At 71.7% G+C, this 18532-nt stretch carries 19 protein-coding genes; 12 read left to right on the forward strand and 7 right to left on the reverse strand.

The window, feature by feature from the left end:
- Positions 1 to 93 precede the first annotated feature (93 nt).
- Genes IEY98_RS28710 through IEY98_RS28720 form a run of 3 tightly spaced genes read right to left on the reverse strand, consistent with a single transcriptional unit; the run spans position 94 to position 3838 of the window.
- Positions 94 to 1026 carry a lactonase family protein gene (locus tag IEY98_RS28710; RefSeq protein WP_189213807.1) on the reverse strand — a complete coding sequence of 311 codons (933 nt, stop codon included), beginning with the start codon at positions 1024 to 1026 and terminating at the stop codon, positions 94 to 96.
- Positions 1023 to 2567 (reverse strand): N-acyl-D-amino-acid deacylase family protein, encoded by a 1545-nt coding sequence (locus tag IEY98_RS28715; RefSeq protein WP_373292485.1) that lies wholly within the window; start codon positions 2565 to 2567, stop codon positions 1023 to 1025. Before IEY98_RS28715 ends, IEY98_RS28710 begins: the two co-directional genes overlap by 4 nt.
- Positions 2567 to 3838, reverse strand: a complete 1272-nt coding sequence (locus IEY98_RS28720) for an alanine racemase (RefSeq protein WP_189213808.1) — start codon at positions 3836 to 3838, stop codon at positions 2567 to 2569. Before IEY98_RS28720 ends, IEY98_RS28715 begins: the two co-directional genes overlap by 1 nt.
- A 162-nt stretch (positions 3839 to 4000) precedes the next feature.
- On the opposite strand from IEY98_RS28720, the gene IEY98_RS28725 reads away from it, so the two are divergent.
- The 5 genes from IEY98_RS28725 (at position 4001) to IEY98_RS28745 (ending at position 8607) form a co-directional block, all read left to right on the forward strand.
- Entirely contained in the window at positions 4001 to 4969 is a 969-nt protein-coding gene (locus IEY98_RS28725; protein WP_373292491.1) for a sugar kinase, read from the forward strand.
- Positions 4966 to 5721 (forward strand): IclR family transcriptional regulator, encoded by a 756-nt coding sequence (locus IEY98_RS28730; RefSeq protein ID WP_189213809.1) that lies wholly within the window; start codon positions 4966 to 4968, stop codon positions 5719 to 5721. Before IEY98_RS28725 ends, IEY98_RS28730 begins: the two co-directional genes overlap by 4 nt.
- A 1-nt stretch (position 5722) precedes the next feature.
- A complete protein-coding gene (locus tag IEY98_RS28735) occupies positions 5723 to 6103 on the forward strand; it encodes a RidA family protein (RefSeq protein WP_189213810.1) in 381 nt (126 codons plus the stop codon).
- A 104-nt stretch (positions 6104 to 6207) separates the two neighbouring features.
- Complete coding sequence (locus tag IEY98_RS28740; protein WP_189213811.1) at positions 6208 to 7146, forward strand: sporulation protein; 939 nt, start codon at positions 6208 to 6210, stop codon at positions 7144 to 7146.
- A gap of 1062 nt (positions 7147 to 8208) precedes the next feature.
- On the forward strand, positions 8209 to 8607 hold the full coding sequence (locus IEY98_RS28745; RefSeq protein WP_189213812.1) for a PPOX class F420-dependent oxidoreductase: 399 nt from the start codon (positions 8209 to 8211) through the stop codon (positions 8605 to 8607).
- 138 nt (positions 8608 to 8745) lie between these two features.
- On the opposite strand, the gene IEY98_RS28750 is transcribed toward IEY98_RS28745, so the two are convergent.
- Positions 8746 to 10554 (reverse strand): DNA/RNA non-specific endonuclease, encoded by a 1809-nt coding sequence (locus IEY98_RS28750; protein ID WP_189213813.1) that lies wholly within the window; start codon positions 10552 to 10554, stop codon positions 8746 to 8748.
- 259 nt (positions 10555 to 10813) lie between these two features.
- Here IEY98_RS28750 and IEY98_RS28755 point away from each other — a divergent pair, with 259 nt between their 5' ends.
- Genes IEY98_RS28755 through IEY98_RS28770 form a run of 4 tightly spaced genes read left to right on the forward strand, consistent with a single transcriptional unit; the run spans position 10814 to position 14794 of the window.
- Positions 10814 to 13345 carry a sensor histidine kinase gene (locus tag IEY98_RS28755; protein WP_308425936.1) on the forward strand — a complete coding sequence of 844 codons (2532 nt, stop codon included), beginning with the start codon at positions 10814 to 10816 and terminating at the stop codon, positions 13343 to 13345.
- Between the two features lie 43 nt (positions 13346 to 13388).
- A complete protein-coding gene (locus IEY98_RS28760; RefSeq protein ID WP_189213814.1) occupies positions 13389 to 13841 on the forward strand; it encodes a roadblock/LC7 domain-containing protein in 453 nt (150 codons plus the stop codon).
- 10 nt (positions 13842 to 13851) lie between these two features.
- Positions 13852 to 14223, forward strand: coding sequence for a DUF742 domain-containing protein (locus IEY98_RS28765; protein ID WP_189213815.1), 372 nt, complete (start codon positions 13852 to 13854; stop codon positions 14221 to 14223).
- Positions 14204 to 14794, forward strand: coding sequence for a GTP-binding protein (locus tag IEY98_RS28770; protein ID WP_189213816.1), 591 nt, complete (start codon positions 14204 to 14206; stop codon positions 14792 to 14794). The genes IEY98_RS28765 and IEY98_RS28770 overlap by 20 nt, the downstream gene beginning before the upstream one ends.
- Here the strand turns inward: IEY98_RS28770 and IEY98_RS28775 are convergent, their stop codons facing one another.
- Both IEY98_RS28775 and IEY98_RS33220 read right to left on the reverse strand, forming a co-directional pair.
- Complete coding sequence (locus tag IEY98_RS28775) at positions 14795 to 15124, reverse strand: hypothetical protein (RefSeq protein WP_189213817.1); 330 nt, start codon at positions 15122 to 15124, stop codon at positions 14795 to 14797. It lies immediately after the preceding gene.
- A complete protein-coding gene (locus IEY98_RS33220; RefSeq protein ID WP_268244617.1) occupies positions 15121 to 15246 on the reverse strand; it encodes a hypothetical protein in 126 nt (41 codons plus the stop codon). Before IEY98_RS33220 ends, IEY98_RS28775 begins: the two co-directional genes overlap by 4 nt.
- 130 nt (positions 15247 to 15376) lie before the next feature.
- Between IEY98_RS33220 and IEY98_RS28780 the strand changes: the two genes are divergently transcribed.
- The 3 genes from IEY98_RS28780 to IEY98_RS28790 all read left to right on the forward strand — a co-directional run bounded on the left by IEY98_RS28780 (position 15377) and on the right by IEY98_RS28790 (position 17128).
- Positions 15377 to 16225, forward strand: a complete 849-nt coding sequence (locus IEY98_RS28780) for a helix-turn-helix domain-containing protein (RefSeq protein WP_189213818.1) — start codon at positions 15377 to 15379, stop codon at positions 16223 to 16225.
- Positions 16222 to 16386 (forward strand): DUF397 domain-containing protein, encoded by a 165-nt coding sequence (locus tag IEY98_RS28785; protein ID WP_189213819.1) that lies wholly within the window; start codon positions 16222 to 16224, stop codon positions 16384 to 16386. The genes IEY98_RS28780 and IEY98_RS28785 overlap by 4 nt, the downstream gene beginning before the upstream one ends.
- Positions 16387 to 16480: 94 nt before the next feature.
- Entirely contained in the window at positions 16481 to 17128 is a 648-nt protein-coding gene (locus tag IEY98_RS28790) for a maleylpyruvate isomerase N-terminal domain-containing protein (protein ID WP_189213820.1), read from the forward strand.
- A gap of 7 nt (positions 17129 to 17135) precedes the next feature.
- On the opposite strand, the gene IEY98_RS28795 is transcribed toward IEY98_RS28790, so the two are convergent.
- Positions 17136 to 18503 (reverse strand): tryptophanase, encoded by a 1368-nt coding sequence (locus IEY98_RS28795; RefSeq protein ID WP_189213821.1) that lies wholly within the window; start codon positions 18501 to 18503, stop codon positions 17136 to 17138.
- Positions 18504 to 18532: the final 29 nt, after the last annotated feature.

The raw sequence follows: 18532 nt of genomic DNA on the forward strand, positions 1-18532 counted from the left end.
TTCCCCGCTGTTGCATCTTACGCAACATAGATTTCACTGGCGGCAATGGAGAGGATGGTAGAACGCGCTCATCCCGGGCACAAGCTGACCCTCTCAGGCGAACGCCACCATGCACGCGCCACGGACCGTGACACTGCCGACCGGCTCGCCCAGCTCGCCGGTGGCCGGGTCGCGGGGCAGCCAGGTGACGTTGTGGGAGCGCTGGTTGGCCACGTAGAGCCAGCGCCCGGTGGGGTCGACGGCGCAGTGCCTCGGCCAGTCCCCGCCCACCGGGACGCTCTGGCGCAGCGTGCCGTCGAGGTCGAGCCGGGCGATCACGTTCTCGCCCCGGTTGCTCGTGTAGAGGTGCGTGTCGGCCGCGATGATCTCGGCGGGGAACGTCTCGGGCGCGCCCGGCGCGGTGACGAGGTGGTGGCCGGTCACGGTGAAGGCGCCCGCGTCCCAGGCGAGCCGCGTGACGCCGGGGATGTACTCGCCCAGGACGTAGGCGGCGGTGTCCCCGTGGAACGCGAGGTGCCGGGGTCCCGTGCCCTTGGGCAGGTCGCAGCGCGCGTGCTGGGTGATCCGGCCGTTGTCGACTCGGTGGGTGAGCACTGCGTCCGCGCCGAGGTCGACGGCGACCAGCCAGTCACCGTGCGAGACGACCTGGTGCGCGTGCGGCTCGTCGGCCTCGTGGCGCAGGCGGTCGGTGACGGCGAGGGTGTCGAGGTCGTGGATCGTGACGGTGCCGTCGGTGTAGTGCGCGACGGCCAGGTGGTCGCCGTGCAGGCACAGGTGCGTGGGGCCCGCCTGGCCGGTCGCGACGACCCGGCGGACCCTCGGCGCGGCCGGGTCGGCGATGTCGAGCTCGGTGACGGCGCCCTCGGGCTCCTCGACCACCGCGTACAGCGTGGTCCCGCGCATGGCGAGGAAGGAGGGCTCGCGGACGTCGGCGAGCGTGTCGGTGACGGTGAGCCCGCCGGTGGCCGGGTCGGCGGTGGCGACGGTGAGGCCGTCGCCCTCGATGGCTCCGATGTAGACGATCACGGTGTCCCCTGGCGGATGCTGTGGCCCGGGAGGGCCCCGGTCGGTCGGCCGTCCTCGACCACGGGCACGCCGTTGACGAGGACGTGGTGGATGCCCGCCGCTGGCGTGCGCGGCTGGTCGAAGGTCGCCCTGTCGGCGACGGTGTCGGGGTCGAACAGGACGAGGTCGGCGGCGTATCCCTCGCGCACCACGCCGCGGTCGGCGAGCCCGAGCCTGCGGGCCGGGCGGCCGGTGAGGTGGTGCACGCACTCGACGAGGTCGAGGACCCCCTCGTCGCGGACGTAGTGGCCCAGGTAGCGGGGGAAGGTCCCCCAGGCGCGCGGGTGCGGCCGGTCGCCGACGAGCAGCCCGTCGCTGCCGCCGGTGTGGGCGGGGTGGCGCATGATCGCGCGGACGTTGTCCTCGTGGCCCACGTGCATCAGGCACGACGTGCCCAGCCGCTCGGCGACGAGGAGGTCGGCGAAGAGCTCGAACGGCCGAGAGGCCTGGCCGACGCGCGTGCCCACGTGGCGGCGGTTCGCGGGGTCGCGCACGCCGCTGATCTCGATGGCCGACCAGTCGACCGGCACGCCGTGGCAGCCGTCGGACCCCTCCTCCTCGATCTCGCGCCGGATGCGCTCGCGGGTCGCCGGGTCCGTCAGCCGCGCGATGGCGGCCTCCGGACCGCCCGCGGACGCCCAGCCGGGCAGCAGCGCGGCGAGGCTCGTGGCGCCGGGCAGGTACGGATAGGTGTCGAGGGTCAGGTCGGCGGTGTCCAGGAGCGCGAGGAGCTCCGGCGCGCGGCCGGCGTTCTCCGGGAAGTTGAGCGTCGCGTGGGCCAGGTGCAGGGGGCAGCCGGACGCCCGGGAGACGGCGATCATCTCGGCGTAGGCGTCGAGCGCGTTGCGGCCGTAGCTGCGGTGGTGGGGGCTGAAGTAGCCGCCGTGGGCCGCCACGACCTCGCACAGGGCGACGAGTTCGGCCGTGTCGGCGTACATCCCGGGGGAGTAGGTGAGCCCGGCGGAGAGGCCGAGCGCGCCCTCGGTCATGCCGGTGGCGACCTCGCGGCGCATGCGGTCCAGTTCGTCGGCGGTGGGCGGCCGGTCGTCGGAGCCCATGGCGAGCATGCGGATGGTGCCGTGCGGCAGCAGGTAGGCGGCGTTGACGGCGATGCCCTGATCGAGGCGGTCGAGGTAGGCGGCGACGGAGCGCCAGGACCAGTCGAAGTCCTCCGGGTTGCCGTTCCAGCCTGCGAGCTGGGTGCGGAGGGTGGCCAGGGTGGCGTCGTCGACGGGGGCGTAGGAGAGGCCGTCCTGGCCGAGCACCTCGGTGGTCACGCCCTGGGTGGTCTTGGCCTCGTGCGCGGGCTCGGTGAGCAGGAGCAGGTCGGAGTGGGAGTGCATGTCGATGAAGCCGGGGGACAGGACCAGGCCGTGGGCGTCCGTGCCCGCGCCGGGGACGCGCCCGATCCGGGCGACGCGGCCCTCGGCGACCTCGACATCGGCCCGATAGGCGGGGGCGCCGGTGCCGTCGATGACGGTGACGCCTTTGTAGACGGTCATCAGAAGAAGGTCCGGATGAGGTCGACCACGGTCTCGCCGTCCTCGGCGGTCACCGGGATGAGCGGCCACTTGTCGAAGGTGGTGCAGGGGTGGGAGATGCCGAGCGCCACCCAGTCCCCGATGGACAGTGGGTGGTCCGCGGGCACGCGGAGGTAGGTGTGCTGGTCGTTCATCGCCGTCACCTCGCAGCCCTCCAGCGGCGTCACACCGTCGGCGGTGCGGTGCAGGCGGGGGCGGGGCATCCCGAGGTCGTGGGAGAGGTCGCGCTTGCCCGCCGCCAGCAGGGCCAGTCCCGGCTCCGGGCGGGAACTCACCTGGGCCCACGCGGTCAGCGCGGGCTTGAGCGGCGGCACGCCCGTGAGGCGGGGCGTGGCGCCGAGAGGGGAGACGTCGCGGTAGAAGCCGTCGTCGTGGGTGATGTACGCGCCGCTGCGCAGGACGGGCAGCACGGGCATGGGCCACGCGCCGGTCAGGGACGCGGCGACCACGTCGAAGTACGCGCTGCCGCCCGCGGTGACGATCGTGCGCGGGGTCTCGACCATCGGGTGCAGGCTGACGGCCGCGGTCCGCAGGGCGTCGAGGTAGGACCAGACCGCGGACAGGCCCTCGACGTCGGCGGTGGAGGCGGCCGGGCCCTCGTAGCCCGCCACGCCCGCGAGGCGCAGCGCCGGGCTGGCGGAGACCGCCTTGGCGACGGCCGTGGCCTCCGCGAGATCCCGCACACCGGTGCGCCCGCCCGCCATGCCGACCTCCACCAGGACGTCGATGGGTCGCGGCGCGCCCGCCAGGCCCCGGGTCATGAGGTCGACGGCCTCGACCGAGTCGGCGAAGCACAGGAACTCGAAGCCGGGGTCGGCCAGCTCGCCGGACAGCCAGGCCAGGCCGCCGGGGTCGGTGAACTCGTTGGCGACCAGCACGCGCGTCACGCCGAAGGCGCGGCAGACCCGGGCCTGCCCGGCGTGGGCGACCGTGATGGCCCACGCGCCGAGGTCGAGCTGGCGGGCGAAGAGGGCCGGGGCCATCGTCGTCTTGCCGTGCGGGGCCAGCGCCAGTCCCTGCCGCGCCGACCAGTCGGCCAGCGTCGTGAGGTTGTGCTCCAGCGCGGCCTCGTCCAGCACGACCAGGGGGCCGAGGAAGCCGTCGCGGAAGAGGTTGGGCCGGGCCGCGGCGGTCTCGCCGAGCGTCCGGCCGGTGGGGACCTGGCGGAAGCGCCAGTCCAGCGGCTCGTCGCGGAGCCGGGCGACGGCGGACCTGTCGAGGCTGGCGTTCATGCGGTGCCGACCTTTCTCCCGGGTACCCGACTCCCGATCCGACCAGAACGAATCATTCTTGCCAAGTTGCACTACTTGCAACGCCTAGTGCGTCAGACGCTATGTGATGTGTAGCATGCCGCTGCGAACCGGTTAAGTTAACCGGGAGTTGTGGGGGTGCCTGTGGAGCGGGTCGACACTCCCGAGGTGCTGTGCCTCGGCGAGTCCATGGCCGTGTTCGTGCCCGGCGAGGACGGGCCCGCCGACCAGGTCCGGACCTGGGTCCGCGACGTCGGCGGGGCCGAGTCGAACGTCGCGTGCGCGCTCGCCGGGCTCGGGGTCCCGACGGGCTGGGTGAGCGCGGTGGGCGACGACCCGTTCGGCCGCGCCGTGGTCGCCGCGGTGGCCGCCGCGGGGGTGGACGTGTCCGGGGTCGCCGTCGACCCGACCCGCCCGACCGGGGTCTACATCAAGGAGGCCAACGCCTCGGGCAGCCCGATGCGGTACTACCGGTTCGGCTCGGCGGCCTCCGACATGGGGCCCGACGTGCTCGACCGCGTCGACGTCGCCGCCGCCCGGCTGGTCCACCTGACCGGGATCACCGCCGCCCTCTCGCCGCGCTGCCGCGCCCTGATCGAGGCCGTGCTCGACCGCGCGCCCCGGGTGTCGTTCGACGTCAACTGGCGGCCGGCGCTGTGGGACTCCGGCGCCCCGGACGTGCTGCGCGGCCTGGCAGCGCGCGCCGACATCGTGCTGGTCGGGGCCGACGAGGCCGAGGCGCTGTGGGGCGTGTCCGACCCGGCCGACGTGCGGGAGCTGCTGCCCGAGCCGACCACGCTCGTGGTCAAGCAGGGCTCGCTCGGGGCGACGCTGATCGAGGCGGGCGAGGCGGTGTTCGAGCCCGCGCTGCGGGTGGACGTCGTCGAGCCGGTCGGCGCCGGGGACGCCTTCGCCGCCGGGTTCCTCGCCGCCACGCTGGCGGGCCAGTCGCCGAGGCGGCGGCTGCGCGCGGGGCACCTGCACGCGGCGGGGGCCCTGCGCACCCAGCATGATGTTGCGGTCCCACTGCCCGGGGACCTCGTCGCCCGCCTGCTCGACGCGGACGCCGCGACCTGGGCGACGACGCACGTGACCGCCAGAGGGGTCAGATGAGCCAGAGCCTGGACCGCGCGCTGACGGTGCTGACCGCGCTCGCCGAGGGGCCGCGCACCCTCGACCAGCTCGCCGAGTCCGCGGGCGTGCACAAGACCACGGTGCTGCGGCTGCTGCGGACCCTGGAGGCCCACCGGTTCGTCCAGCGCGCCGACGCCCGCCACTACCGGCTCGGCGCGACCCTGTTCGACCTGGCGTCGCGGGCGCTCGATCAGCGCGATGTCCGCAGGCAGGCCGAACCGGCGCTGCGCGCGCTCAACGACGCCACCGGCCACACCGTGCACCTGGCCAGCTACGAGAGCGGCGAGGTCGTCTACATCGATAAGTACGAGAGCAAGCACCCGGTGCGCATGTACTCGCGCATCGGCAAACGGGCAGCGCTGCACTGCACCGCCGTGGCCAAGGTGCTGGTCGCGGCGTTCGACGAGCCGCGCCGCCGGGAGATCGCCGAGTCGATCACCTACACCCCGATGACCGAGAACACGATCACCAACGCCGCCGACTACCTGGCCGAGCTGCGGACCGTGGCCGAGCGCGGCTACGCCATCGACGACTCCGAGCACGAGGACTTCATCCACTGCGTGGCCGCGCCCATCCGCGACCAGGCGGGCGCCGTGCTGGCCGCGGTGTCGGTGTCGGTGCCGAAGATCCTGCTCGACCGGCCCGGCCTGCTGGCCCTGGTCCCCGACCTGCTCGCCGCGGCCGACACCGCTTCCCGCGCCTGCGGGTGGAACCCCGTCGGAAAGGACTGACATGCCCAGGACCGCCATCACCCCGCCCGGCGCGCTGCCCCCGCCCGTGCCGCTGTCGCCGGGCATCCGCAAGGGCAACATCGTGCAGGTCGCGGGCCAGGTGGCCGTCGACCCGGCGACCGGGTCGCTGGTGGGCGACACCGTCGCCGAGCAGACCCGGGCGTGCCTGCGCAATGTGTTCGCCGTGCTGGAGGCCGCGGGCGCGACCGAGCAGGACATCGTGATGCTGCGGGTGTACCTGACCGACGTGGCGCACTTCGCCGAGATGAACGCCGCCTACGCCGAGCTGCTCAGCGAGCCGTTCCCGGCGCGGACGACCGTCTACGTCGGACTGCCCGAGGGGCTGCTCGTGGAGATCGACGCCCTCGCCGTGGTCGACTAGTCACGCCGGGGACGCCGCGGGCGACGTACCCGGCGGAACCAGCGAACGGTCCGCGCGTCCCAGGGGACGAGGGACCGGCTACCGGCGTAAGGAGAGCTCCGACGATGGTGTTCAAGAAGATGCTGCGCGCTCTGGGCGTGGGCGGCCCGTCCGTGGACACCGTGCTGTCCTCGGGCTCGGCCATGCCCGGCGGCACGGTCACCGGCGAGGTCCGGATGCAGGGCGGCGAGCACGACGCCGACATCGATTACGTCGCCCTCTCGCTGGTCACCCGCGTCGAGCGCAGCGACGACACCCAGGGCCACGTCGAGTTCGACCGCCACGTCGTCGCAGGCCGCTTCCCGCTGCGCGCGGGCCAGACGCACGTCGTGCCGTTCCGCATCCAGATCCCGTGGGAGACCCCGGTGACCGCGATCGGCGGCCACCGGCTCCACGGCATGACGCTGGGGCTGCGCACGGAACTGGCGGTCGCGAAGGCCGTCGACAAGGGCGACATGGACCCGCTGCACGTCGAGCCGCTGCCGTCGCAGGCGGCGGTGCTGGCAGCCTTCGAGCGGATGGGCTTCCGCTTCCGGAGCGCGGATCTGGAGATGGGCCGCATCCACGGGGTGAACCAGCAGCTGCCGTTCTTCCAGGAGATCGAGTACCACCCGCCCGCCCAGCTGGCGGGCGGCATCAGCCAGGTGGAGCTGACGTTCATCACCGATGCGCACGGCATGACCGTCGTCCTGGAGGCCGACAAGCGCGGCGGCCTCTTCACCCAGGGCGGCGACGTCTTCGGCCGCTTCCAGGTCAGCCACGCGGAGGCGGAGACGACCGACTGGACGTCCCGCATCGGCGAGTGGCTGACACAGGCGGCGGGCAGGCGGGCGTCCTTCGGCCAGGGCGCCCACGGCGCCCATGGCGGCGATGGTGCCCATGGCGGCGGCCACGGCCTCCACGGCGGCGGCTTGGTCGCAGGCGCCGCCGCAGGCATCGTCGGCGGCATGATCCTCGGCGAAGTCCTGGACGAAATCGGCGACGCCATCTTCGGCGACGACTAGAAGCGACAGGCCGCCCTGAGTGGCGGCTGGGTGGCGGGTGGCCGGGCGGGTTGTGCGCCCGGTCGCCCGGTGGCCGGTCCGGTGGTCCTGATGGTGGTCGGCCGTGGTGGTGGGTCGGGTGGCGGCTGGGTGGTGGCCGGGCGAGTGGTTGGCCCGGTCGCCGAGCGGTCGGCCTGGTGGTCCTGACGGTGGGTTGGCCGTGATGGTGGTTGGCCGTGGTGGTGGTTGGTCGGGTGGCGGCTGGGTGGTGGCCGGGCGAGTGGTTGGCCCGGTCGCCCGGCGGTCGGCCCGGTGGTCCTTATGGTGGTGGGCCAGGGGTGGTGGGTTGGTCGTTGGCGGCCGGGGTGGTGGGTGGCCGGGGCGAGTGGTTGGCTCGGTCGGCTGGGGGTCGGCTCGGCGGCCCGAGGTGGTTGGCCGGATAACGGTCGGTGGTGCTGGCTGGTCGGGTGGGTGGTTAGCCCGATGGTCCCGGTGGTTGGCGCGGTGGCCCCGTGGTGGTGGTTGGTGGGGCGGTGGTTGTCGGGGGATGGTTGGCCGGGCCGGTGGTTGACCTGGTGGCCCGGCGCCGGTTGGCCGGATGGTGGTGGGGGGCGGGTGCAGATTCGGTGGGTGGGCGGTTGGCCCCAGCGGTCGGGCTGGCCCCGGGGTGGGGCCAGCCCGGGGGGTGGGCCGGGCCCGGGGTTGGGCCGGGCTCGGTGGTTTGGCCCGAGGGTGGTCGGTCAGGCGGTGGTTTGCCGGGTGATGGTTGGCCGGGTGATGGTTGGCCGGGGTGCGGTTAGCCGGGAGGGCGGGTGGCACGGTGCCCCGGTGGCCGAAGGTGGCTGGTCGGGTGGTGTTCTGCCGGGTGCCGGGTGCCGGGTGCCGGGTGCCGGGTGCCGGGTGCCGGGTGCCGGGTGCCGCTTGGGGTGCCGGGTGCCGGTTGGGTGCCGGGTGCGGGATGGGGGTGCGGGTGCTGGGTGCGCGGTGCCGGGTGCGGGCGTGCCGGGTGTCGGGTGGTCGGGCTGGTGGTTGCTGTGTGGCGGGCGGGAGTGGGCGGTGCTCGCCCCCCGTAGTCTTGGTTGCGTGTGGCAGCCCGATGCGGAGTTTCTGGCGTTCTGGACGGAACGTCATTTGTGTACGTTGACTACTCGGCGGGGGGATGGGTCGCCGCATGTTGTGCCGGTGGGGGCGACCTTTGATGGTGACGCTCGGTTGGTTCGGGTGATTACCTCGCGTGGGTCGTGGAAGGTGCGGAACGTGGTCGCTGATCCGGTGGTGGCTGTTTGTCAGCTGGACGGGCGGCGGTGGTCCACTGTGGAGGGGGTGGCTACCGTGCGGGACGATGCTGTTGCTGTGGGGGAGGCGGTTCGGCGGTATGCGGAGCGGTATCGGCAGCCTCGGCCTAATCCGGAGCGGGTGGTCATCGAGATCGCGGTGGGGAGGGTGATGGGGACTGTGAAGGGTGTCCGCGATCTCGGATGATGTGAACATCTGAAATCTTGTCAGATGATGGCGTCATCCGCGATGGAGATGATGTCATCATGCGGAATTGGGATGATGTCGCCATCTGGAAGTCAGATGGTGACATCATCTGGGGCTGCAAGATGCTGTCATCTGGGCTTAGGGGGTCCAGCGGATGTCGGCGAGGCCGGTGAGGGGGTGGGGTGGGGTGTCGGCCTCGGGGCGTGGGGGTGCGGTGTCGGCGTCGGTTAGGGCGGTGGGGAATTTGAGGCCGGTGCGGGCGCCTACCTCGGCGACCGGCAGTTGGTACACCGCGAACTCGTCCAGGTCCAGCGTCTCCAGCCGGTCCAAATTCTGGGTCAGGAGGAACGCCGACGCGCGCAGCTCCCCGCCCACCGTGTGCGCGATGACCTTCCAGAACTCCCGAGGCACCGCCACCCCCCGATACACCCGGTCGTCCGCGCCGAACACCGGGCCCGCCACCACGCTCACCCGCAGGTCGTCGACCTCTACGTCCTCGAAGAGCGCGTCCTCCAGACGCCCCCACAGCCCGTTCCGCGCCGCCTGGTTGAACGCGTCCAGCTGCGGCGTGATGTTGGTGAAGTAGAACGAGTCCCGGTTGGCGCGGTCCGCCTCCTCCGCGCTGCCCCACAGCAGATCCGCCCGCCGCGCCAGGTGGCCGCGGTCTAAGCGGTTGCCCCGGTACAGCTCGTCGCCGTGCTGGGTGTCGGCGGGCAGCCTCGGGTCCTTCACGAAGGCGATCCCCGACCGCGGCAGCTTGCGCAACCCGCTGCCGTCGATGTTCCACGCCACCCAGAACGCGAACCGGCGGACGGACGACAGCGCCAGCGAGAAGTGCGTGTAGTCGATAGTCGTGCTGCCGTCGAGCACCACCGCCGACGCCCCCGCGTCCAGCCCCGGCACCGGCACCTTCACGCCCAGGAACTCCGCGTCGTAGCCGATCGCGGTCTCGGCGACCTCCGGCCGGTCCAGCGTGATCCCCAGCTTGTCGAACACCGACTTGGGCAGGCAGGCCAGCGCGTGCTCGTCCGGGTCGCCGCCGCCCTCGCCCGCGAAGTGCAGCCCGGCCAGTACGCCGGTCGGCTTCCCGTCCGCCACGACCAGCCAGGCCGCGCCCGAGTCCCCGCCCCGGCTGATCTCGCCGTCGGCCGCGCGCCGGTCCGGGTCCGGGCCGATCTCCAGGCCGCCGATCTCCCGGGTGCCGATGGCCCCGCCGTAGTCCAGCTTGGCCAGCACGTCGACCCGCCGCACGATCCCGTGCGTGACGCCCGTCGTCCGGCCGCTCTTGACCACCGCGTCGCCCAGCTCGGGATCGCCCAGCTCGCTCGGCACCACGTCGAGGTCGAGCACCGACGGGTCGATCCCGCGCCCGCTCACCGACACCACCGCGCAGTCCCCGGCCACCCCCAGGTGCGAGCGCGCGAGCACGCCCACCGCGTTCTGCTCGGTGCGGTTGTCGTCATGTGTCCCCGGCTGAACGACCGTGTCGCCCAGTTCGCCGTCCAGCCCATGCAGGACGTGCCAGTTGCTCAACAGATATGGCGCGCCCGTCTCCCGGTCGTACACCACCGCGCCCACCGTCCCGCAGGTGATCCGGGGATGGCCGATGCTCACCCCCGGCCGCACCGGGTCCATCCGCGACTTGCGCGGCTCCGGCGGCGAGGCTTCCACCACGCGGAACGCGGGCCGGTAGGTCCGCTCCACCACGTCGGTCGGCACCGACACGCCCGCGATCTCGATCGACTCCGGCAGCGGCGACGTCGCCAGGTCCCCGAGCGCCTCCGGCTCCACCTTCGCGCCGACCGTGAACTGCACGCACACCTCGTCCGTGCGCTCGCCCCCGCGCACCTTGTGGCCGATGCCGATCGAGGTGACGTTCGGGTCGCGGAGGTAGTCCGAGCCGCGGAGTCGGACGAACGAGCGCAGCGCGGCGGAGAGATCCGTCATGGCGGTTCCTTACAAAAACGGTGGGGTGTCCCGACCATGCCCACGCCCACCGCCGGGCGACAAGGGCCGGGGGTCACCCGTCACCGCTTGTTGCCCTTTCGGTCACCCGCCCTGGCCCGAACGGGTTGCCGCTACCCGAAACGGGGGTGTCACCCACGCCGACGGGTGAACCGGTACGCTCCGGATGCGCGTACCGCAGGCGATCATTGGCTCTCCGTGATATTGATCAAGGTGCACGCGCAACAACTCACTCGGTGAGGTGAAGCTGGGATGGCTGGAGAAGGGGAACGTGAAGCTGACTAGTGGTCCGCAGCAGCCGGGCGACACCCGCGCTACCACGACCATCCGTTCCCGCCTGACCGGCGTCGTCGTCTTCCCCAGTGTGATCCTGCTGGTGATGTGGGCGGTCTTCTCGTCCTACACCGTCTTCGACGCGATCTACCTCAAGGCCGTCACCAGCGGCGTCAAGGACGCCTCGATCCCCGCGCTCAACACCTTCAGCGCCGTCCAGCGTGAGCGCCAGCTCACCATGACGGTGCTGTACTCCAACAACGACGACACCGTCGGCCTGGAGAACCAGCAGCGCGCCACCGACCGCGCCGTGCGCGAGCTGCAGACCGCGATGGCGGAGCTGTCGGCCAACGCGCCCACCGAGGTGACGGTCAAGGTCGAGGCGCTGACCGAGGTGCTCGGCCCGCTCGACCAGCGCCGCGCCCAGGTCTCGGCGGGCAACGCCGACCCGGACGAGATCTACCGCTACTACAACAGCCTGCTCGACGCGGCCCACGGCCTGTTCGACACGCAGGCCCGCATCGTGCCCGACCCGGTCGTGCTCCAGGAGGCCATCGACGCGGTCGGCCTGTTCCGCGCGGGCGACTTCATGTCGCGCGCGTCCTCGGTGGCCTCCGCCGCCATCGCCGCGGGCAAGTTCACCCCGGCCCAGCACGTCGAGTTCACGTCGCTGGTCGGCAGCTACCGCACGCAGCTGGCCGCGATCGCGCCGACGGCGACCGACCAGGTCCGCGACCACTACCGCGAGCTGACCGGCTCCGACACCTGGCAGCAGCTCGGCGCCGCGGAGAACCGGCTCATCGGGGCCGCCGCGCCGCCGCCACCGCCGGAGAACGGCGAGAACGGCGAGGACACCGTCGAGCCCACGGTCCCGGTCTCCGCCGCGCAGTGGCAGGAGCTGACCACCCGGGTCTCCGAGGAGCTGATCAAGCTCACCACCGAGCAGAGCAACGCGGCCGTGCAGCTCGGCCTCGACCGCGCCGACGAGCAGTTCACCGAGGTCATCATCGGCAGCCTGATCGCGCTGCTGGCCGTGGTGACCGGCATCGTGGTCGCCATGCGGATCTCCCGCCGCCTGGTCAACAAGGCCCTGGTCACCCGCCTGGAACAGCTCAAGACCGACTCGCTGCGGCTGGCCCACGAGCGGCTGCCGTCGCTGGTCGACCGGCTGCGCCAGGGCGACCGGGTCGACGTGGCCGCCGAGGTCCCGCCGCTGGACTACGGCACCGACGAGATCGGCCAGGTGGCCGACGCGTTCAACGCCGCCCAGTACACCGCCGTCGCCGCCGCGGTGAAGGAGTCCCAGGCGCGCGAGGGCGTCAACCGCGTCTTCCTCGGCATCGCCCACCGCCACCAGGGCCTGGTCCACCGCCAGCTCAAGATCCTGGACCGGATGGAGCGCGAGGAGGAGAACCCCGAGCACCTCGACTCGCTGTTCCAGCTCGACCACCTGGCCACCCGCGCCCGCCGCAACGCCGAGAACCTGATCATCCTGGCCGGCGAGCAGCCGGGACGGCAGTGGCGCAAGCCGGTGCGGCTGCTGGACATCCTGCGCGCCGCGGTCGCCGAGACCGAGCAGTACGTGCGCGTGCGGGTCAACCAGGTGCCGGACGTGTCCCTGCACGGCGTCGCCGTCGCCGACACCATCCACCTCGTCGCCGAGCTGGTGGACAACGCCGCGTCGTTCTCCCCGCCGCGCTCGCAGGTCGAGGTCTACACCAGCCAGGTCTCCGGCGGCGTCGTCGTCGAGATCGAGGACCACGGCCTCGGCATGGCCCCGGAGGACCGCGACCAGCACAACCGGATGCTGGCCCACCCGCCGGAGTTCGACGCGATGGCGCTGCGCGGGGAGTCCCGGCTCGGGCTGTTCGTCGTGGCCCGGCTGGCCGCGCGCCGCTCGATCCGCGTGGAACTGCGGGAATCCCCGTACGGTGGGACCGTGGCCCTGGTGTTCCTGCCCGCCGAGATCGTGGCCGAGACCGCGGAGTACCCCGCCGAGCCCGAGCGCCCCAGCCCGCGTCCGCGCAAGCAGACGGAGCGGCGCGCGGGCACGGTCCCCTCGGCCCGCGAGCCCGCCGCGCTGACCGCCCACGCGCCCCCCGGCCGGTCGCACCAGTGGGCCGACGCCGAGGAGATCGAGGCCCAGTGGCCCGTGGATGACGAGGAGATGCCGGAGATCTCCCCGCCGCTGCCGAAGCGGCTGATCACCGAGGAGAACGGAATCGGACCCACGCCGCGACGCGCCGATCCGCCCAGCAACGATGATCCGCACCCGCCCGCTCCCGAGTTGAACGGGAACGGCGGACGACCCGCCCTTCCGCGCAGGCAGCGCCAGCAGAACCTGGCGCCGCAACTGCGCGGGGAGCCCCTGCTGCCGGACTGGGCCGAGTACCCGGAGCCGGAGGAGGAGGATTCCGCCGAGCGGGTCCGCGACACGATGTCCGCGTTCCAGCGCGGCACCCGGCAGGCCCGCGAGGCCGATCCCGGGGTCGAGTCATGATCGCCGCCACGATGTCCGGTTACCCGGGGAAGGACCGCGCAAGGTGAACGACAAGATCGGCCAGGACCAGCAGCTGAACTGGCTTTTGGACGACCTGGTTCGTCGGGTCGTCGGCATCCGCCATTCGGTCGTGCTCTCCGCGGACGGCCTGCTCCTCGGCAGGTCGGCCGAACTGTCCAAGGACGACTCCGAGCACCTGTCGGCGATGGCCTCGGCGTTCCAGAGCCTGGCCAGGGGCACCGGCAGGCACTTCGGCGGCGGTCAGGTGCGCCAGACCATCGTCGAGATGGACCACGCGTTCCTGTTCGTCACCGCGGCGGGCCGCGGCGCGTGCCTTGCCGTCCTCGCCGAGGAGGACGCCGACGTGGGCATGATCGCCTACGAGATGAACATGCTGGTCAAGCGGGTGGGCGCGCACCTGGCGTCGGCGCCGCGCTCGGGGTCGACACCTCCGGGCGGCCAGCCCATGGCGGTGCCCGGCCGACGCCCGTCGTGAGGGCGCGCGGATGAACCCGGACCACGACTGGTGGTACGACGAGGCGGCTGGCCCCCTGGTCCGGCCCTACGCGATGACCAGGGGGCGGACGCGCCCGAACGCGCCGAACCTCAACCTGGTCACCCAGGTCCGCGCGGCCGGTCACCCGGCCGATCCCGGCGCGCTGAGCCCGGAGCACCTGCAGATCCTGGAGATCTGCCAGGCCCCGCTGTCGGTCGCCGAGGTCGCCGCCTACCTCGACGTCCCGCTGGTCGTGGTCAAGGTGCTGCTCGGCGACCTGATGGAGAGAGGTCACGTGGTCGCGGGCGCGCTGTTCCAGACCTCCGACATCACCGACACCAAGCTTCTGCAGGCCGTACTCGATGGCATTCGGAGGATCTGAACAGGTGAGCGACACGCCGCTGATCCCCACCTCGATCAAGATTGTGGTGGCGGGCGGATTCGGGGTCGGCAAGACCACGCTGGTCAACACGGTCTCCGAGATCCCGCCCCTGCGCACGGAGGAGGTGCTGACCGAGGCGAGCGTCGGGGTGGACGACCTCGTCGACGGCAAGGAGACCACCACCGTCGCGCTCGACTTCGGCCGCATCACGATCAACGCCCAGGTGGTCCTGTACCTGTTCGGCACACCCGGTCAGAACAGGTTCTGGTTCATGTGGGACGAGCTCGCCCACGGCGCGCTGGGCGCGATCGTGCTGGTGGACACCCGCAGGCTGGACTCCAGCTTCCCGTCGATCGACTTCTTCGAGCGGCGCGGGATCCCGTTCATCGTCGCGGTCAACGAGTTCGAGGGCGCGTGGCCGCACACGATGGAGGAGGTCCGGCACGCGCTGGACATCGCCCCGTCGGTGCCGGTGATCGCCTGCGACGCGCGCGACCGCGAGTCGGCCAAGCGGGTCCTGGTGGAGCTGGTCCACCACACGATGCGCAGGCTGGAGACGGCGCCCGCCTGATCACGGCGTCCACAGCAGGCTCGGCCGCCGCACCAGCCGCGGCGCGCCCGGTGCGTCGGGTTCGGGCAGCGCCGACAACTCGCGGGCGATCTCGGCGAGGTCGCCGCCGTCCTTGAGCCAGACGCAACCGTCCCCGTCGAGCACGCGCGCGCCGACGAAGTGCCCTCGGTCGAAGACGAACAGGGCGTCGGTGAAGTCCTGGCGGCAGCGCGTGCCCACCAGTCCGGCGAGTTCGCCGCGCCCGTCGCGCAGCGGCCGGAAGACCCAGCCCGCGTCCTTGAGCCGCACCAGCTCCGCGAGTTCGGGATACCGCCGGACCGAGTCGTTCACGGCTCCAGCACTCCTCGCGCGAGCGCGACGAAGCGCTCCAGGGCGTGAGCGCTGAAGAGGAGTTCGAAGCCCTCCTCGAAGGTGACCTCGATGGCCCCGCACGCGGTCACCTCCATTTCCATGCGGCAGTTGTCGTTGATACACGCCCAGGTCCCGAGGGCCATCTCACTCACTGTCGGTGCCTTCCGGTAGCAATACGCTGTGTTGCCGAAAGTAGGCCGTTGCCCACGTGGACAGAAAGGTGAGAGAACGATGACGGATCGCCACAAACTCGGAACGCCGCGCGATCGTGCGCTGGGAGCGGAACTTCGGAGCATTCGCGAGCAGGCTGGCATGAGCCTCACGCGGGTTTGCTCGCAACTCCACTGGAATGTCTCGACGCTAAGTCGACTCGAAAGGGGGATGCGCCATGTCTCGCCGGAGGCGGTGATGGGCCTGGCTGTGATCTATGGCCTGCCACCAGACCGGCGCAAGCAGTTGCTGCGGTGGGCAAAGACTTCGCCCGCATCAGGGTGGTGGGACAGCGGCCCGATGGGGATGCCAGGCGAGCTAGGAGCCCTGACCTCCTACGAAGAGGACGCCGTGAGGATGACCAAGTGGGCTCCCGGCCTGCTGCCCGGATTGCTGCAAACCGCCGAGTACGCCGCCGCCGTGATGCGGGACGACGGGCACAGTGAGGAGAAGGCCCAATCCCTTGTTGATGCCCGACTCCAACGACAGGCCTTGCTGGATCGCCGGAATGTGGATTATCTGGCGATCATCGGGATCGGCGCCCTTCGGAACATGTTGAGCAGCCGCAAGGACTTTGTCGAACAGCTATGGCATGTTCGGTGTCTGAGCAAGCGAGACGGCATCGACATCCGGCTGGTAGAGCGGCCGACGTTGCACGCCGTGGGCGGCTGGTACCTGCTGGACTTCGACCGCTTCGGCTCGATGGTGCATCTGGAGCACCTGCGATCGGCCACGTTCCTGTTCGACGAGGAGGCCAAGCCTTATCAGGAGGTCAAGCGACGCCTGCTGGAAATCGCTCTCCCGCCTGCGGAGACGACGACTAGACTGGAAGTGATCACCAAGATGTGCGAGGACGGGAGTTGGCCATGACCAAGGAAGCGTTGCGGTTCAAGAAGGCCAGCCGTTCTGCTGGCCACACTGAGTGCGTTGAACTTGCCCACACCCTGACTGCCGTCCGGGACAGCAAGAACGGCGCCGTCCTCACCGCCGACGCGCGCGCTCTGGTCGCGTACGCGCGCGCACAGCGCTGACGTTCCACCGGACATCGCTGTCGGCCAGGATGCCGGTGACGGACAGCGCTGATCGCGCGAAAACCGTTCGCTCAGCGCTCCTACACTGGGCTCCGTGACCACCGACGTACGTGCTCTCTTTCTGTCCACTGCGGACACCGCGGTCCGGCTCATCGCCCATCCGGCGGTGGGCCGGGCCTGGGACGGCCCCAGCGCGCTGCCCGAGTTCTCCGTCCGCGGCCTCGCCGGTCACCTGGCCGGGCAGATCTTCGCCTTGCCCACCGTGCTCGCTCTCGACGCGGCGACCAGCGAGCCCATCTCCGTGCTCGACCACTACCTGCGGGCCAAGTGGCGCGAGCCCGAGGTCCCGCTCGACGACCCGAGCAAGGTCAAGGCCCGCGACTCCGGGGAGTCCCACGCCGCCGACGGGCAGGACGCCCTCGTGCGGCGGGCGGGCGACGCCGTCCGCGACCTCGCGGACGCGCTCACGCGGGAAGCCGCCGACCGGGTCGTGCCCATCCCGTGGGCGGGCACGACCCTCACCCTCGACGGCTTCATCACCACGCGGCTGCTCGAACTCGTCGTCCACTGCGACGACCTCGCCGTCAGCGTCGGCATCGACACCCCGGAGCTGGACCCGGACGCGGTCGCCGTCGTGCTCGACGTCCTGCTGAAGCTCTCCGTCGACCGCCACGGCCCGATGAGCGTCCTGCGCGCGCTCAGCCGGGCCGAGCGCGCGCCCGCGCACATCTCCGCGCTGTGACGACCCGCTAGGAGATCGGTTCCGTGCGGCAGTGGAAGTGGCGCAGCAGCTTCGGCGCCGACACGATCCGCTGCCCCGGGACCGACTCCGGGTCCTTGGCGATCCCGGCGATCACCTCGGCCACGTACTCCAGGTGGCTCTGCGTGTAGACCCGCCTCGGGATGGCGAGGCGGACGAGCTCGTACGGCGCAGGCTTGACCAGCCTGCCCTCGGCGTCCTCGACGCCCAGGTACAGCGAGCCCAGCTCCGCGCAGCGGATGCCGCCCGCGACGAACAGCTCGCAGGCCAGCGCGTGGCCCGGGTACTGCGCGGGCTCCAGGTGCCTGAGCAGCCTGCCCGCGTTGAGGTAGAGCGCGTGGATGCCCGCGGGCCGCACGATCGACACGCCAGCGGCCTGGATCAGCTCGGCAAGGTACTCCGTCTGCGCCGCGCGGGTCCGCAGGTACGCCGGGTCCACCACCTCGCGCAGGCCGACCGCGATCATCTCCAGGTCGCGCCCGGCCAGGCCGCCGTAGGTGCGGAAGCCCTCGGTCGCGATGAGCATCGCCTCGCACCGGGTGGCCAGCTCCCGGTCGCGCAGCGCCAGGAACCCTCCCATGTGCACGATGGCGTCCTTCTTCAGGCTGCACACCGCGCCGTCGGCCAGGTCGAACGCCGCCCGCGCGACCTCGGCCGGGGTGCGGTCGGACCAGCCGGGCTCGCGCTGGATCACCAGCCAGGCGTTCTCGGCGAAGCGGGCGGCGTCGAGGATGAGCGGAACCCCGTGCGCGCGGCACAGCTCGGCCGTGGCGCGCAGGTTCGCCATGGACACCGGCTGGCCAGCGCCGCCGTTGTTCGTGATGGTCATGACGACCACCGCGACGTCCTCCGGGCCCGCCAGCATCGCCGAGAGCGCGTCGAGGTCGATGTCGCCCTTGAACGGGTCGTCGCTGTCGAGGTCCTTCATGGCCGCCGACGGCAGGTCGACGGCCGTCGCCCCGCTCAGCTCCACGTTGGCCCGGGTGGTGTCGAAGTGCGTGTTGGACACACAGACCCGGCCCGGACCGAGCATCGCGCCGAACAGGATGCGCTCGGCGGCGCGGCCCTGGTGCACGGGCAGGATGTGCTCGAAACCGGTCAGCTCGGCGACGGCGTCGTGGAATCGGAAATAGGACCGCGCGCCCGCATATGTTTCGTCGCCGAGCGCCCCTGCTGCCTGTTGCGCCGCGGAAAGCGCGCCTGTTCCCGAATCGCTGAGCAGGTCAATCGTGATCCGGTCGGCGGAAAGGTTGAACGGATTGTAACCCGCCGTTTGCATGGCCTCGGTCCGCTCGGCGCGGGTGAGCACCGGAATCGGCTCCACGACCTTGATTCGGTACGGCTCCATCAGCGGCATCGGCGACAACCCCTCGTCAGCACGTCAAC

It is taken from the genome of Actinokineospora fastidiosa (genome assembly GCF_014648415.1).
GTDB classification, from domain to species: Bacteria; Actinomycetota; Actinomycetes; order Mycobacteriales; family Pseudonocardiaceae; genus Actinokineospora; species Actinokineospora fastidiosa.

What these genes read in the sequence shown, in the direction of transcription:
- IEY98_RS28795 (WP_189213821.1), bottom strand. Translation starts at nt 18,503, where the DNA reads ATGCCGCTGATGGAGCCGTACCGAATCAAGGTCGTGGAGCCGATTCCG.
- IEY98_RS28785 (WP_189213819.1), top strand. Translation starts at nt 16,222, where the DNA reads ATGACCAAGGAAGCGTTGCGGTTCAAGAAGGCCAGCCGTTCTGCTGGC.
- IEY98_RS28780 (WP_189213818.1), top strand. Translation starts at nt 15,377, where the DNA reads ATGACGGATCGCCACAAACTCGGAACGCCGCGCGATCGTGCGCTGGGA.
- IEY98_RS28730 (WP_189213809.1), top strand. Translation starts at nt 4,966, where the DNA reads ATGAGCCAGAGCCTGGACCGCGCGCTGACGGTGCTGACCGCGCTCGCC.
- IEY98_RS28765 (WP_189213815.1), top strand. Translation starts at nt 13,852, where the DNA reads ATGAACCCGGACCACGACTGGTGGTACGACGAGGCGGCTGGCCCCCTG.
- IEY98_RS28735 (WP_189213810.1), top strand. Translation starts at nt 5,723, where the DNA reads ATGCCCAGGACCGCCATCACCCCGCCCGGCGCGCTGCCCCCGCCCGTG.
- IEY98_RS33220 (WP_268244617.1), bottom strand. Translation starts at nt 15,246, where the DNA reads ATGGAAATGGAGGTGACCGCGTGCGGGGCCATCGAGGTCACCTTCGAG.
- IEY98_RS28715 (WP_373292485.1), bottom strand. Translation starts at nt 2,567, where the DNA reads ATGACCGTCTACAAAGGCGTCACCGTCATCGACGGCACCGGCGCCCCC.
- IEY98_RS28750 (WP_189213813.1), bottom strand. Translation starts at nt 10,554, where the DNA reads ATGACGGATCTCTCCGCCGCGCTGCGCTCGTTCGTCCGACTCCGCGGC.
- IEY98_RS28720 (WP_189213808.1), bottom strand. Translation starts at nt 3,838, where the DNA reads ATGAACGCCAGCCTCGACAGGTCCGCCGTCGCCCGGCTCCGCGACGAG.
- IEY98_RS28770 (WP_189213816.1), top strand. Translation starts at nt 14,204, where the DNA reads ATGGCATTCGGAGGATCTGAACAGGTGAGCGACACGCCGCTGATCCCC.
- IEY98_RS28740 (WP_189213811.1), top strand. Translation starts at nt 6,208, where the DNA reads ATGGTGTTCAAGAAGATGCTGCGCGCTCTGGGCGTGGGCGGCCCGTCC.